Below are 14748 nucleotides of genomic sequence, written 5' to 3' on the forward strand. Positions count from 1 at the left end.
CGTTGATCGCGGAGGGTCTTCGTTCGAGGATCAGCTGACGCGAGCCCGGCGGCTGCGCTGGGCGAGCACGGCGGTGCGCTCGTCCTCCGAGAGCCCGCCCCAGACTCCGTACGGCTCGCGCACGGTCAGCGACTGCTCGCGGCACTCCTTGATGACCGGGCACGTGGCACAGATGGCCTTGGCAGCCTCGGCGCGGCGGCGGCGTGCGGATCCGCGCTCGCCCTCGGGGTGGAAGAAAAGGTCCTGGTCCGCGTCGCGGCAGGCGCCCTCGAACTGCCACTCCCAGAGATCCATCACGGGTCCGGGAAGTCGAGAGATCTCGGCCATGGTTCCTCCTCAGTCGCTCCGCCACGGCCGCGGGCGGCGGCTGTGCCGGATGATCGTGATACTGGCTGTCGCGGGGCGGGCCCCGCGGGATGACGCGTTGGGGAGGACGTTACAACCGCTTCAACAGTTGTTCAAGACCGGTTCGGTCCTTTCTCGATTGAAACGATTGGTCGCATTACCGCAGGCAGCGCGCCCGTGTCCAGACCCGTCCGCGGACGAACTTCCGCGCTCCACCTGGCAGAATCGCGCCATGGTCAGGTCCGGTGACGACGAGCCGCAGGTCGCCCACGCGCCCGCGCTCGCGGTTGCGGCGGTGGCTCGCAGGCTCGGCGTCGCACCCGCGACGTTGCGCACCTGGGACCGTCGGTACGGGCTCGGCCCCTCGGAGCACTCCGCTGGTGCGCACCGGCGGTACTCGGCGGCGGACGTCGAACGTCTCCTCGTCATGCGACGGCTCACGCTGGACGGGGTGGCCCCCGCGGAGTCGGCCCGGATCGCCCTGGCCAGCGACCTCTCGACGCCGTCGGACGGACGGGTCGCGGCTGAACGGACGCCGACCGCCGTGGTCGACGCGGCGCTGGCTGGTGACCTGGGCGGGTGCGGGCGTGTCCTCGCGCTCTCGCCGGACGCGGACGTCCTGGCCTGGTGGACAGGTCTTGTCGAGCCGGCGCTCGGCGCGCTCGCGCGTCGGACCGTGGTGGACCCGCCGGGTGTGGACGCCGTCGCGACCGTCCACTCGGCGGCCCTCACCGCGCTCCGCGACCGGACCGCCCCGTTCGAGGGAGCGCGACGCCCGGTCGTCCTCGTGCTCGTCGCCCCGCGGGAGCCGCGACCGCTCGTCGCCCATGCTGTGGCGGGGGCGCTCGCCTCGCACGGCGTCGATGCGCGGATCGTCGGCGGACCGGTCGGTGTGCACCACGCCTTCGAGCTCGTGGCGATGACCCGGACCCGCGCCGTCGTCACCATCGGCGAGGGGATGCACGTGGACCTCGAGGTCGTTCAGCGCATCGCGCAGGAGCATGCCGAGCTGCCGCAGTTCGTGATGGTCCCCGACCACGCGACGGCAGCTGTGCCCGTCGGACGCTCGGTGCACCGGGCGCATTCCTTCACCGGACTCGTGCACGAGGTGCTGGCCGTCACGCGTCGACCGGGAGAGGGCCTCACGGCGCAGGACCCCTAGCGCGCAGCGGTCTGATCAGCCAATTCACCCTCTCGGCGGACCTGCATTCGGGTGAGACATTCTGCGCTTGCGACGCATCGGCGGACGATTGCCCGACCTGCGGCCCGGTCGGTTGCCTCGAGAACTAACGTCACTCGTCCGGGCGACCGATACAGGTCAGGTGCCCCGGCGTGGGGTCCGAGAGGGGATCAACATGGCAGGAGTCGTGGTCTGTCACGGCTCGGCAGTCGTTCGTGAGCGACTGGTAGTGACGTCGATCGGAGTGCCGGCGCTGGGTCCTGTGCGCGCCGCTGCCTCTGTCGACGAGCTGCTGAGCCTCGCGCGTCGGATGCCTCCGACAGTCGTGCTGCTGGACGCGCACCTCGGTGCGCCCGGCGCCATCGAGGCGATCCGTCGTCTCCGGGCCGTTGCCCCCTCTGCCGCGATCGTGCTGCTCGCCGTCCCGGACGACACCGTCGCGCTCGACCGGGCGCTCGCGCTCGGCGCCCGCGGGTTCCTGGCGCCCGACGTCGGTCGCGCCGAGCTGTCCGCCGTCGCCGCGCACGTGCTTGCGAGCCCCGCGCTCCCGGTCACGGCCGGTGCACGCTCTGTACCCGTCGACGTGCCCAACCAGGCCGGCTTCACGCAGCGCACCGCCGCGGCCTCGGGCTCCGGCTCGGGTTCCGGCTCGGTCTCGGGTGACGGCCGCGTCTCGTCGCAGGTCTCCGTGGACTCGAACGCCGCACCCCTCGTCGTCGCCCCCACCTCGGGTGCGATCGCGGGCGTGCCGCTGACCAAGCGCGAGATCGAGGTGCTGGTCGGTATGAGCAACGGCCGCTCGAACGCGCAGATCGGCGCAGAGCTCTACCTCTCCGAGGACACGGTCAAGACGCACGCCCGTCGTCTGTTCCGCAAGCTGGGCGCCAACGACCGCGCTCAGGCGGTCGCCATCGGGCTCCGGCGCGGACTGATCCAGTAGCAACGCCGCGTATCCTGGGGCAATGACGGAGCCTTCGCCTGCCGACCCGTTCGCCCGCATCGGGCTGACCTACGACGACGTGCTCCTCCTGCCGGGGGAGACCGACGTGATCCCGAGCGAGGTCGACACGACCTCGCGCCTCACGCGAGAGATCTCGGTCCGGGTGCCGCTGCTGTCGGCCGCCATGGACACCGTCACCGAGTCGCGCATGGCCATCGCGATGGCGCGCCAGGGTGGCATCGGGATCCTGCATCGCAACCTGTCCATCGAGGACCAGGCGCACCAGGTCGACCTGGTGAAGCGTTCCGAGTCCGGCATGATCACCGACCCGGTCACCGTCTCGCCCGAGGCCACGCTGGCCGAGCTCGACCGCCTGTGCGGCACCTACCGCGTGTCCGGCCTGCCGGTCGTCGGGGCCGACGGGCTGCTCCTGGGCATCATCACCAACCGCGACCTGCGGTTCGTCCCCCCGGGCGAGTTCGAGAAGCTCCGCGTGCAGGAGATCATGACGGCGATGCCGCTGGTCACCGCGCCGGTCGGCATCGCGCGTGACGACGCTGCCGCGCTCCTCGCCAAGCACAAGATCGAGAAGCTCCCGCTGGTCGACGACGCGGGCATCCTGCGCGGTCTGATCACCGTCAAGGACTTCGTGAAGTCCGAGCAGTACCCCGACGCGACGAAGGACAGCGAGGGCCGGCTGGTCGTCGGTGCCGCCGTCGGATTCTTCGGAGACGCATGGGAGCGCGTGATCGCGTTGGTCGAGGCCGGGGTGGACGTGCTCGTCGTCGACACCGCCAACGGCCACGCGCGCCTGATGCTGGACATGGTCCGCCGGATCAAGGGTGATCCCGGCACGCGCCACGTCCAGGTCATCGGCGGCAACATCGCGACCCGCGACGGCGCCCAGGCGCTGGTCGACGCGGGGGTCGACGCCGTGAAGGTCGGCGTGGGTCCCGGCTCCATCTGTACGACCCGCGTGGTGGCCGGCGTGGGCGTCCCGCAGATCACCGCCATCTACGAGGCCTCCCTGGCGGCCAAGCCGGCCGGCGTCCCGGTGATCGGCGACGGCGGCCTGCAGTACTCCGGTGACATCGCCAAGGCGCTCGTCGCCGGCGCGGACACCGTGATGCTCGGCGGTCTGCTGGCCGGCTGCGACGAGTCGCCCGGCGACCTCGTGTTCGTCAACGGCAAGCAGTTCAAGCGCTACCGCGGCATGGCGTCGCTCGGCGCGATGCAGTCGCGCGGCGACCGCCGCTCGTACTCCAAGGACCGTTACTTCCAGGGCGACCTCTCCGACGACGAGATCATCACCGAGGGCATCGAGGGACAGGTCCCGTACCGCGGCCCACTCGCCGCCGTCGCACACCAGCTGATCGGTGGCCTGCACCAGTCGATGTTCTACGTCGGGGCCCGCACGGTCCCCGAGCTCCAGACGCGCGGCAAGTTCATCCGCATCACGCCCGCCGGGCTCAAGGAGTCGCACCCGCACGACGTGCAGATGGTCTCCGAGGCGCCGAACTACGCCGGCAGGTGACGGCACTCGACCCGGCCGACTTCTACACCGGCCTCGTCGCGGACCTGTACTCGCCGCTGCGGTCGTACGTTCCGGCGCCCGAGTCGTTCGCGTCGTTCGTCGCGACGAACGGCGAGCCCGCGCTCGAGCTCGGCTGCGGTGACGGTGACCCGCTGCTCGCCCTGCGCGCGCTCGGGCTCGACGTGGACGGCGTCGACTCGTCGGCCGACATGCTGGAGCGGCTGCGGGTGCGCGCGGATGGCCTGGTGGTCACGGTCTACCAGCAGCGGTTCGAGGACCTCGACCTGCCCCGGCGCTACCAGTCGATCTTCGTCGCCGGGGCGACCTTCAACCTGCTGCCCTCCGACGAGCACGCGCTCGCCGCGCTGTCGCGGATCCGGGCGCACCTGCTTCCCGACGGGACCGCGAGGATCCCGCTGTGGATACCGCCGCCGTCCGACGGGCAGGGTGAGCTGAGCTCGGCGGTGGACGAGGACGGTGCCGTGATCCGGGTGTCCCTGCTCCACGAGGACTACGACGTCGTCGCCCGGACGCGACGCACGCGACTGTTCTACGAGCGCGTCCGTGACGGCGTCAGCCAGACCGCCGAGCGCGAGTGGCTGCTGCACTGGCACACCGTCGACGGCTTCCGCGCCCTGGCGACATCGGCCGGGCTGCTGGTTCAGGCCGTTCTCGACGACGACGGGGCACGAGCCGGCTCGGACGCCACCGCCTTCACGGTCCTGCTGCGCCCGGCGGGGTGACCGCCCGCTCATCGGCGGTGCCTCCGACATTCGTCGGAGCCCCGTGAGGGCCCGTCCATGCGGCGTCATCGGGATCGTTGACGCCGCATCTGCGTGCGCTGTAAGACTTGTCCCGGACCCGTGTGAAGACACCCGCACCGGCGTGCCGGTGGGCGCGGGGGCGTCATGTGCGGACGTTGGGACGTGGTCAGCGGTACGGCGGCGGTGGCTGCGATGACGTCGGCGATCCGTCGACGGAACGCGGACCAGTGAGCACGGCGCGTGGTCAGCGTGGGGCGACTTCGTCGCGCCGGTGCGGGCCAGGTCGGTCGCGTCCGGAGCGGCCGGTATGAGCACCGCCGTCGGCGCGCTGCTGGTCGTCGCAGGCGGCGGCCTCACGCTGGTGTTCCTCGTTCTCGTCCGTCGCGGCGCTCGATCGTCGGGGGCGGGCCAGTTGTGGTTCCTTCCCTTAGCGGCGCTGGCCTGCTTCGTCGCGGCGAGCGCGGTCTTCGTGACTTCGTGAGCCCATGACGGACGATCTCGGGGGTGGATGGTGACCGCGCTGCACCGTGCGTCCGCCGTGATGATTCTCGCCACCATCGTCGGCGTGCTTTCCTGCGTCGCGACCGTCCTGTTCTCTGGCTGGGCGAAGGACGACCGAAGAGCCCGGACGGCGCGACGGGCCGGGGCAGCGTTCTTGGTTCTTCTCTTGGGCGCCACGGCAACGTGGCTCCTGTCCGCGTGACCGCAGGACGAGCTGTGCAACGGAGGGAGAACCAATGAGCGCAATCAACGAGCAGCCTCCGGGACCGCGCGTCGTGACCCTGCGCCCGGTCGTCGCGCTGCAGGTCGTCGCATTCCTCGTGCTCGGGTTCGTGCTGGCAGGTGCCGGCCTCGCCTCGGCGCAGACCCTCGCGGTGTGTGGGCTCTGCCTCGTCGCCGCCGTGGCGCCGACCGTCATCCTGGTCCAGATCGTGCGCGGGAGGTGGACGCTCCGCGGCGCCACCACCACGAAGCTCGATGGCGCCTCGTGACCACGAGAGCCGAGATCAGATGGGCCCTGCTCCTGCTCGCTCTCGGCGGCTTCGTGGTGGCCGTCGCACTGTCGCACGGTGGCCATGGCGTGCTGCTTTTCAGCGCACTCGCGGGCATGCTCCTGATGCTGATCGCCGTTGTCGTCGCGGTTCGAGCCGTCGTCCTGCGGAACCGGAGGTGACAGTCCCGACGGGTCAGTCGCGGAAGGTCTCGATGCGGGCGCCGAGCTGGACCAGGCGGTCCTGCAGCTGCTCGTAGCCGCGCGCGATGATGTCGACGTCGCGCAGCACGGACGTGCCCTTGGCGGCGAGCATGGCGAGCAGGATGACGACCGCCGGTCGTAGCGCGGGCGGGCAGGAGACCTCGGTGCCGGACCAGTGCGTCGGGCCGCTGATCTGCAGGCGGTGGGCGTCGAGCAGCCGGACGTCGGCGCCGAGGCGGGTCAGATCGGTCAGGTGGATCGCGCGGCCCTCGTAGACCCAGTCGTGGATGAGGGTGGTGCCGTCGGCGCAGGCCGCGATCGCGGCGAAGAACGGCAGGTTGTCGATGTTCAGGCCCGGGAACGGCATCGGGTGGATCTTGTCGATGGGCGCACGCAGGTCGCTCGGGAACACCGTGACGTCGACCAGACGGGTGCGGCCGTTCTGCGCGGCGTACTCGTCGGAGAGCTCGTAGCGCAGGCCCATCTCGGCGAGGGTGGCCAGCTCGATCTCCATGAACTCGATCGGCACGCGGCCCACCGTGATCTCCGACGAGGTGACGATACCGGCGGTGAGCAGGCTCATCGCCTCGACCGGGTCCTCCGAGACGGCGTACTCCACGTCGGCGTCGATGTCTGCGAGCCCGTGCACGTGCAGTGTCGTGGTGCCGATCCCGTCGATCCGCACGCCGAGCAGCTCCAGGTAGAAGCAGAGGTCCTGGACCATGTAGTTGGGGCTGGCGTTGCGGATCGTGGTGACGCCCGTCCGGCGGGCGGCGGCCATGATGACGTTCTCGGTGACGGTGTCGCCGCGCTCGGTGAGGACGACCGTGAGGTCCCGCTTCTCGGAGCGCTCCACCATCGCGTGGTAGTCGCCGGCGGTCGCCGTGACCTCCAGGCCGAAGGGGCGAAGCCCGATCAGGTGCGGTTCGACGGTGCGCGTTCCGAGGTCACAACCACCGGCGTAGGGCAGGCGGAACTCGTCCTGCTGGCCGAGCAGCGGGCCGAGGAACATGATGATCGACCGGGTGCGGCGAGCCGCGTCCACGTCGATGTCCTCGAGCTGCAGCCGGTCGGGGACCACGATCTCCAGGTCTCGGCCGTCCGTCGACCAGACGGCCTTGACGCCGACCGAGCGCAGTACCTCGACGATGCGGTCGACCTCGACGATCCGGGCCACGTTGCGCAGGCGGGTGATACCGCGGTTGAGCAGCGACGCGCACAGCAGTGCGACGGCGCCGTTCTTGCTGGTGTTGACGTCGATCCGGCCGCTCAGCGTCTGACCGCCCTGCACGCGCAGGTGGGTGCGCTGCGGACCGCCGAGCGTCACGATGGGGGAGTCGAGGGCGGCTCCGATCCGGGTCAGCATCTCGAGGCTGACGTTCTGCGCACCCTGCTCGATGCGGTGGATCGCCGACTGGCTCGTGCCCAGCCGCTCCGCCAGCTGCGCCTGCGTGAGGCCCTGGTGCTGCCGCGCTGAGCGGACCAGCGAGCCGACGTGCGCGAGCGGATCGGACACGATCGGGAAGGAGCCGGTGCTGAGTGGGACCGGGGTGCTGGTCGTCGTCATGTGGACGACGTTAACTCATCTATGAGATAGCGCCACCTCGAATGCGCCTCGCGAATCGGGTCCTGGGCGATCTGTCCGGCCGCCGCAACTCAGCCGCGATATGACGTAACTCACCACAGCGTGCCGACGGGCTGGCGCGTCGGCCACACGTCGGACACCCCTGGCCCGTCGAGGCCCTGCTCCAGCCGCCACGCGTTGAGCCCCTCCGCCCACGCCTGGTGCGCAGCCGACTGGTACTCGTGCAGCGTGTCCAGGTCCAGCGAGGCGAGGTGCGGGAAGCGGCCGACGATCCGCTCCAGGACGTCGAGCGTCGCGACGACGTCGACGTCGGCGGTGTGCAGGGCGCCGGACTCGACGACCTCGTAGAACCCGCACAGGTCGACCAGCTTGCGCTTGCCGCGGCGGAGCTGGTCCTCCGCCCGGTCGAGGACGAGCGGGTCGATCACCGGGCGGGCCTCGTTGTAGAGGCGCTCCGGCAGGGTCCTCAGCCTGTGGCGCCGCAGCTCGGCATCGAGCAGGCACAGGTCGAACGTCGCGTTGTAGGCCACGACCGGGACGCCGTCACGGAAGGCCTGCGCCAGCTCGGTCGCGATCTCCTCCAGCGCCTGCTTGGGCTTGCTGCCGTGCCGGCGCGCGTGGTCCGTGCTGATGCCGTGGATGTCGGCAGCGGCCTGCGGGATGTCGACCCCGGGGTTGATGAGCCAGTTGCGGATGTGGGTGCCGGTCTCGTCGCGACGGACCAGTGCGGCGGTCACGATGCGGTCGTTGTCGACGTCGATCCCGGTGGTCTCGGTGTCGAAGCCGAGCAGTGGCCCGTCCGTCCAGCTCATCCGTGTCCTCATCCGTGTCCTGCGTCGATCGGTCTGCCGTCAGGATGGCACCGAGGTCCGACACGACCGTGCAGGCGGACCGCGTGCCGCGCGATCGGGAACGAACCGCACCCCCGGTAACCTTGCCTGGTGAGCAACGACATCGAGATCGGTCGCGGCAAGCGCGGGCGCCGCGCGTACTCCTTCGACGACGTGGCCGTCGTCCCGTCACGCCGCACGCGCGACCCGGAGGAGGTCTCCGTCGGCTGGCAGATCGACGCGTACCACTTCGACCTCCCGGTCCTCGCGGCTCCCATGGACTCCGTGATGAGCCCGGCCACCGCCGTCGCGCTCGGCAACGCCGGGGGGCTCGGCGTGCTGGACCTGGAGGGCCTCTGGACGCGGTACGAGGACCCGGCGCCGCTGCTCGAGGAGATCGCGACCTTCGACGCTGCCGGTGCGACCGCTCGCATGCAGGAGATCTACGCGGCCCCGATCCAGCCGGAGCTGATCACCGCCCGCCTCAAGGAGGTGCGCGCAGCCGGCGTCACCGTCGCGGGTGCCCTGTCCCCGCAGCGCACCAACGAGTTCTGGCGCACGGTCGTCGACGCCGGGGTGGACCTGTTCGTCATCCGCGGGACGACGGTGTCCGCCGAGCACGTGTCCGGCCGCGCCGAACCGCTGAACCTCAAGCGGTTCATCTACGAGCTCGACGTCCCCGTGATCGTCGGTGGCGCCTCCACCTACACCGCGGCCCTCCACCTGATGCGCACCGGCGCCGCGGGGGTGCTGGTCGGCTTCGGCGGCGGCGCGGCGCACACCACGCGACTCTCGCTCGGCATCCACGCGCCCATGGCGTCGGCGGTCGCGGACGTCGCCGCGGCCCGCCGCGACTACCTGGACGAGTCGGGCGGTCGGTACGTGCACGTCATCGCCGACGGAGGTGTGGGCCGCTCCGGCGACCTGGTCAAGGCTGTCGCGTGCGGTGCGGACGCCGTCATGCTCGGTGCTGCGCTGGCTCGTGCCACCGAGGCGCCGGGCCGGGGCTGGCACTGGGGTCCCGAGGCGCACCACCCGGAGCTGCCGCGCGGCGAGCGCGTCGAGGTGGGTACCGCGGGCTCGCTCCAGCAGATCCTCTTCGGCCCGGGACACACCGCCGACGGAACGCTCAACCTCATGGGTGCACTGCGCCGCGCGATGGCCACCACCGGCTACTCGGACCTCAAGGAGTTCCAGCGTGTCGAGGTCGTCGTGAGCCCGTACCAGCCCCACTGACACGGCGAGCTCCGAGCCCGCTGACGACTCGCGGCGTGCAGTCGCGTCGAGTGCTCAGCCGCCGCGCGTACCCTGCCGGGTATGGCGCACGACCCTGGACACATCGAGCTGCACGACCCCGAGACCGACCCGCTCGCGACGTACGTCCTCGAACCGGACGACATACGCACGCTCCTGCGTCGTGTCGTCGCGTCGCCGGGCGCCGCCACCTATACGTCGCACGCGCCGTTCACGGGCGGTCCGATCGCCGCCATCCCGCTGTCGAGCACGCAGGACGTGGCCCGCGCCGCACGGGCTGCCCGCTCGGCTCAGCGACTGTGGGCGGCCCGCCCGCTGCGTGAGCGGACCGCGGTGCTCTCCCGCGTCCACGACCTCGTGCTCGAACGCCAGAGCGACGTCCTCGACCTCATCCAGCTGGAGGCCGGCAAGGCGCGCGTCTCGGCGTTCGAGGAGGTCTGCGACATCGCGAACATCGCGCGGCACTACGCGCTGCGCGCCGGCCGCTACCTCGCACCCCGGCGGGTCGCCGGTCTCATCCCGGGCCTGACGACGACGCGGGTCCTGCGCCACCCGATCGGTGTGGTCGGCGTCGTCGCGCCCTGGAACTTCCCGCTGACCCTCACGCTCGGCGACGTGCTCCCGGCGCTCGTCGCGGGCAACGCGGTGATCCTGCGTCCCGACCCGCAGACGTCGCTCACGTCGCTGTGGGCCGCGGAGCTGCTGGAGGCGGCCGGGCTTCCCGACGGGCTGCTGCAGGTGGTCGTCGGGGACGGCTCGATCGGTGCGGCCGTGGTCGAGCACGTGGACCACGTGAGCTTCACGGGGTCGACGCGGACCGGGCGTCTCGTAGCCGCGCAGGCCGGCTCGCTCCTGGTACCGGCGACGCTCGAGCTCGGCGGCAAGAACCCGATGTACGTCGCCGAGGACGTGGATGTCGAGGTGGCCGCCGAGGGGGCCGTCCGCGCGTGCTTCGTCGGCACCGGTCAGGTCTGCGTCAGCATCGAGCGGATCTACGTCCACGAGGCCGTCGCCGACGAGTTCACCGAGGCCTTCGTGCGTCGCACAGGCGAGCTGCGGATCGGGTCGGGTCTCGACTACGCCTCCGACGTGGGTTCCCTGACCTCGGCCGCGCAGCTCGCGACGGTCGTCGAGCACGTCGAGGACGCCATCGGGCACGGGGCGACCGTGCTCGCCGGGGGCGTGCACCGCAGCGACCTCGGTCCATGGTTCTACGAGCCGACGATCCTTGCCGACGTCCCGGACGAGGCGCGCCTGGTCCGCGAGGAGACGTTCGGTCCCGTCGCGACGATCTACCGCGTCGCGTCCGACGACGAGGCCGTCGCCGCCATGAACGACTCCGACTTCGGCCTGAACGCGAGCATCTGGACCGCGAACACGCGCCGGGGTGCCGCACTGGCCGCCCGCGTCCGGTCCGGCTCGGTCAACGTCAACGAAGGCTATGTCGCGACCTGGGGCTCGGTCGGGGCGCCGCAGGGCGGGATCGGCGCGTCCGGCATGGGTGCGCGGCACGGTCGCGAGGGCCTCTGGGCGACGACCCGCGCGCAGACCGTCGCCGTCCAGCACGGGGTGCACGGCGTCCTCGGAGGTCCCGGCGTCGGTCTGCATCGGATGTTCGACCTCGGCACCGAGACGTGGCCGCGCCTCTACACGGAGGCACTGCGCGCGATGAAGACGTTCCGGCTGCCCTGATCCGCGGGTGGCGGGCGACGACGACGTCCGCGGTGCCATCGGACCCGGTCAGGCTCCCTTCTGGGAGCCGGGCGAGCACCACACGTCATGGCGGACACGGCGATGACCGTGCTGATCGGCCAGCGCGGACAGCTCAGGCGTGCCCGAGGTCGGCCGAGTCGTCGGGTGCGTCGCCGACGAGGTCGACGGCCTGCCGGGCGATCGCGAGCTCCTCGTTCGTGGGGACCACCATGACCGTGGTCGTCGCCCAGTCCGGGGAGATGATCCGCGGCTCGCGGATACGGCCGGCGTTCTTCTCGAGGTCGACCGCGATGCCCAGCGACTCGAGGTTCTCGAGGGCGCGGGCGCGGACGATCTCGTCGTTCTCGCCGACGCCCGCGGTGAACGCGATGACGTCGACGCGGCCGAGCACTGCGCAGTAGGCACCCACGTACTTGCGCAGCCGGTGCAGGTAGACGTCCAGCGCGAGGACGGCGTCCGGGTCGCCTGCATCGACGAGGCCGTGCAGGGCGCGGAAGTCGTTCTCGCCGGAGAGGCCCTTGAGGCCGGACCGCCGGTTGAGCAGGTCGTCGACGTCGTCGACACTCATGCCCGCGTTGCGCTGCAGGTGGATGAGCACCGCGGGGTCGAGGTCGCCCGAGCGGGTCCCCATCACCAGCCCTTCGAGCGGCGTCAGGCCCATGGACGTCTCGACCGCGACGCCACCCCGGACCGCCGACGCGGACGCGCCGTTGCCCAGGTGCAGCACGATCTGGTTGAGGTCCTGCGGGCGGCGACCCAGCACCTCGGCCACCCGCGTGGACACGTACTGGTGCGACGTCCCGTGGAAGCCGTAGCGCCGGACGCCGTAGGCCGCGGCGACCTCCTTGTCGATCGCGTACGTCGCCGCAGCCTCGGGGAGCGTGCGGAAGAACGCGGTGTCGAACACGACGACGTGCGGCACGTCGGGAAACAGCTCGCGGGCCACGCGGATGCCGGTGAGGTTGGGCGGGTTGTGCAGCGGAGCCAGCGGCGACAGGGCGTCGATCTGGTCCATGACCTCGTCCGTGACGAGAACCGGCCCGCCGAACACCGACCCGCCGTGCACCACGCGGTGGCCGACGGCGACGATGCCGGCCTCCTGCAGGTCGGGGCCCTGTTCCCGGAAGAGGTCGAGGACCGCGCGCAGCCCGGCGCCGTGGTCGGGCACCGGGTCTGTCCGGGAGGTCGTCGCATCCGCGAACGTGTGCTTGATCGAACCGACGGTCTCGCCGATCCGCTCGACGATGCCCGAGGCGAGCGCGGATCCGTGGACGGTGTCGACCAGCTGGTACTTGATCGACGACGACCCGGAGTTGACCACGAGAACGGTGCTCACGACTGGTCCTGCCCGTCTGCCTGTGCCTGGATCGCGGTGATGGCGACCGTGTTGACGATGTCCGAGACCAACGCCCCGCGGGACAGGTCGTTGACAGGCTTGCGCAGTCCCTGCAGGACAGGTCCGATGGCGACGGCTCCCGCCGAGCGCTGCACGGCCTTGTAGGTGTTGTTGCCGGTGTTGAGGTCGGGGAAGACGAACACTGTCGCGCGACCGGCCACCGCGGAGTCGGGCAGCTTGGTGCGCGCCACCGAGGCGTCGACGGCGGCGTCGTACTGGATCGGTCCTTCGACGGACAGGTCCGGCCGTCGGCTGCGGACCAGCGCCGTCGCCTCGCGGACCTTCTCGACGTCGGCGCCCGAGCCCGACTCGCCGGTCGAGTAGGAGAGCATCGCGATCCGCGGCTCGATGCCGAACTGCGCAGCGGTGCCCGCCGACGAGATCGCGATGTCGGCCAGCTGCTCGGCGGTCGGGTCCGGGATGACCGCACAGTCGGCGTACACGAGCACGCGGTCCTCGAGGCACATGAGGAACGCGCTCGACACGTTGGAGACGCCGGGGGAGGTCTTGATGATCTCGAACGACGGCTTGATCGTGTGCGCCGTCGTGTGGGCCGCGCCCGAGACCATGCCGTCCGCGAGGCCGAGCTTGACCATCATCGTGCCGAAGTAGGAGACCGACGAGACGATCTCGCGGGCGCGCTCGACGGTCATGCCCTTGTGCTTGCGCATCTGCGTGTACTCGACGGCGAACCGCTCGAGCAGCACGGGGTCGTGCGGGCTGATCACCGCGGCATCCTCCAGGTCGAGGCCCAGCTCGGTGGCACGTGCGCGGATCGTCGGCTCGTCGCCGAGGATCGTGAGCTGTGCGACACCCCGCTGCAGGAGGGTGGACGCCGCGCGCAGGACCCGGTCGTCGTCCCCCTCCGGGAGGACGACGTGCTTGCGGTCGTCCCGCGCGCGAGCCAGCAACGCGTACTCGAACATCAACGGGGTGACCACCTCGGGTCGCTCCACGTCGAGCGCGGCCAGCAGGGCTGCCCCGTCGACGTGCTGCTCGAAGAGCGACAGGGCAGTGTCGATCTTGCGCTGCGAGTCGCCACTGATGTGCCCGCGCGTGTCACCGACCGCGCTCGCGGACCGGAACGTGCCCAGCCCGGTGCTGATGATCGGCAACCGGCTGCCGAGACCCTCGATGAGCCGCATCACCGACGGTGACGGCATGAAGCCGCCGTTCAGGATGATGCCGGCCAGGGACGCGAAGCCCTCGGCCTGGTGGGCCATCAGCAGGCCGAGCAGCACGTCCGACCGGTCACCAGGGGTGATGACGACCGACCCGTCGGTCAGTCGGTCGAGCAGGTGCTCGATGGACATGGCGCCGACCATCACGTCGAGCACCTCGCGCGACATCAGCTCGTCGTCGCCGGCGATCAGACGTCCGTTGACCGCGGTGGTCAGCTCGCGCATCGTCGGAGCCGTGAGCAGCCGGTTCTCCGGGATCGCCCAGCCCGACTTGGTCCGGAGAGCATTGCGGACGACATCGAGCTCGCCCGCGCTGCAGCGGTTGGCGATCACGGAGACGACCTGTGCGTAGTTCGCCTCCATCTCGGTCACGACGACGTCCGCCACCTGCGCGATCTCGGACGGTGATCGGCCGTTCCCGTTGACGACGAGGACGACGGGGGCCCCGAGGTTGGCGGCGATCCGGGCGTTGTACGCCAGCTCCGTGGGACCGGCGACATCCGTGTAGTCGGTGCCGACCACGACGACGACGTCGCACCGGCGCTGCACGTCGTGGTACCGCGACACGATCTGCGACAGCGCGGCTTCCGGGTCCTGGTGGACCTGCTCGTACGTCACCCCGATGCACTCGTCGTAGGTGAGGTCCACGCCGTCGCGCTGCAGCAGCAGCTCGAGCACGTAGTCGATCACGGCCGTCGACCGCGCGATGGGGCGGAACACCCCGACGCGCTGCACGGTCCGCGTGAGGAGGTCGACCAGCCCGAGGGCGACGACGGACTTGCCGGTGTCGCCCTCGGGGGAGGTCACATAGATGCTGTGTGCCACGAACAG

The 14748-nt window shown here is 71.0% G+C and carries 14 protein-coding genes; 9 read left to right on the top strand and 5 right to left on the bottom strand.

The genetic code is table 11. From position 1 onward, the window contains the following. Positions 1–30: 30 nt before the first annotated feature. Complete coding sequence (locus I847_RS0112470; protein WP_028049961.1) at positions 31–327, bottom strand: WhiB family transcriptional regulator; 297 nt, start codon at positions 325–327, stop codon at positions 31–33. A gap of 250 nt (positions 328–577) precedes the next feature. Between I847_RS0112470 and I847_RS23540 the strand changes: the two genes are divergently transcribed. From I847_RS23540 to I847_RS0112510, 7 genes are all read left to right on the top strand, one after another. Beyond that, positions 578–1507: a MerR family transcriptional regulator gene (locus tag I847_RS23540; RefSeq protein ID WP_051274858.1), complete on the top strand. Its 930-nt coding sequence runs from the start codon at positions 578–580 to the stop codon at positions 1505–1507. A gap of 193 nt (positions 1508–1700) precedes the next feature. After that, positions 1701–2465, top strand: a complete 765-nt coding sequence (locus I847_RS0112480; RefSeq protein WP_028049962.1) for a response regulator transcription factor — start codon at positions 1701–1703, stop codon at positions 2463–2465. Between the two features lie 22 nt (positions 2466–2487). Further along, on the top strand, positions 2488–3999 hold the full coding sequence (gene guaB, locus I847_RS0112485; protein WP_028049963.1) for an IMP dehydrogenase: 1512 nt from the start codon (positions 2488–2490) through the stop codon (positions 3997–3999). Beyond that, positions 3996–4742: a trans-aconitate 2-methyltransferase gene (locus I847_RS0112490; RefSeq protein WP_028049964.1), complete on the top strand. Its 747-nt coding sequence runs from the start codon at positions 3996–3998 to the stop codon at positions 4740–4742. The genes guaB and I847_RS0112490 overlap by 4 nt, the downstream gene beginning before the upstream one ends. 328 nt (positions 4743–5070) lie before the next feature. Next, entirely contained in the window at positions 5071–5244 is a 174-nt protein-coding gene (locus I847_RS26775; protein ID WP_155856134.1) for a hypothetical protein, read from the top strand. Positions 5245–5500: 256 nt separating this feature from the next. Next, the gene (locus tag I847_RS0112505) at positions 5501–5755 is read left to right on the top strand and encodes a hypothetical protein (protein WP_028049967.1); all 255 of its coding nucleotides are present in this window, start codon (positions 5501–5503) and stop codon (positions 5753–5755) included. After that, positions 5752–5937, top strand: coding sequence for a hypothetical protein (locus I847_RS0112510; protein WP_028049968.1), 186 nt, complete (start codon positions 5752–5754; stop codon positions 5935–5937). The genes I847_RS0112505 and I847_RS0112510 overlap by 4 nt, the downstream gene beginning before the upstream one ends. 13 nt (positions 5938–5950) lie before the next feature. Here I847_RS0112510 and I847_RS0112515 read toward each other — a convergent pair whose 3' ends face one another. Together I847_RS0112515 and I847_RS0112520 are read right to left on the bottom strand one after the other, a co-directional pair. Next, positions 5951–7525 (bottom strand): UDP-N-acetylglucosamine 1-carboxyvinyltransferase, encoded by a 1575-nt coding sequence (locus I847_RS0112515; RefSeq protein WP_051274859.1) that lies wholly within the window; start codon positions 7523–7525, stop codon positions 5951–5953. A gap of 110 nt (positions 7526–7635) precedes the next feature. Then, positions 7636–8355 (bottom strand): exonuclease domain-containing protein, encoded by a 720-nt coding sequence (locus I847_RS0112520; RefSeq protein ID WP_028049970.1) that lies wholly within the window; start codon positions 8353–8355, stop codon positions 7636–7638. Positions 8356–8484: 129 nt separating this feature from the next. Between I847_RS0112520 and I847_RS0112525 the strand changes: the two genes are divergently transcribed. Together I847_RS0112525 and I847_RS0112530 are read left to right on the top strand one after the other, a co-directional pair. Continuing rightward, positions 8485–9609, top strand: coding sequence for a GuaB3 family IMP dehydrogenase-related protein (locus tag I847_RS0112525; protein WP_028049971.1), 1125 nt, complete (start codon positions 8485–8487; stop codon positions 9607–9609). Between the two features lie 81 nt (positions 9610–9690). Next, complete coding sequence (locus I847_RS0112530; RefSeq protein WP_028049972.1) at positions 9691–11319, top strand: succinic semialdehyde dehydrogenase; 1629 nt, start codon at positions 9691–9693, stop codon at positions 11317–11319. A 133-nt stretch (positions 11320–11452) separates the two neighbouring features. Here the strand turns inward: I847_RS0112530 and I847_RS0112535 are convergent, their stop codons facing one another. After that, the gene (locus I847_RS0112535; RefSeq protein WP_028049973.1) at positions 11453–12676 is read right to left on the bottom strand and encodes an acetate/propionate family kinase; all 1224 of its coding nucleotides are present in this window, start codon (positions 12674–12676) and stop codon (positions 11453–11455) included. Beyond that, entirely contained in the window at positions 12673–14742 is a 2070-nt protein-coding gene (gene pta, locus I847_RS0112540) for a phosphate acetyltransferase (protein WP_028049974.1), read from the bottom strand. Before pta ends, I847_RS0112535 begins: the two co-directional genes overlap by 4 nt. Positions 14743–14748: the final 6 nt, after the last annotated feature.

The sequence above is a fragment of the Cellulomonas sp. URHD0024 genome, assembly GCF_000426185.1.
In the GTDB taxonomy this organism is placed as follows: Bacteria; Actinomycetota; Actinomycetes; order Actinomycetales; family Cellulomonadaceae; genus Cellulomonas.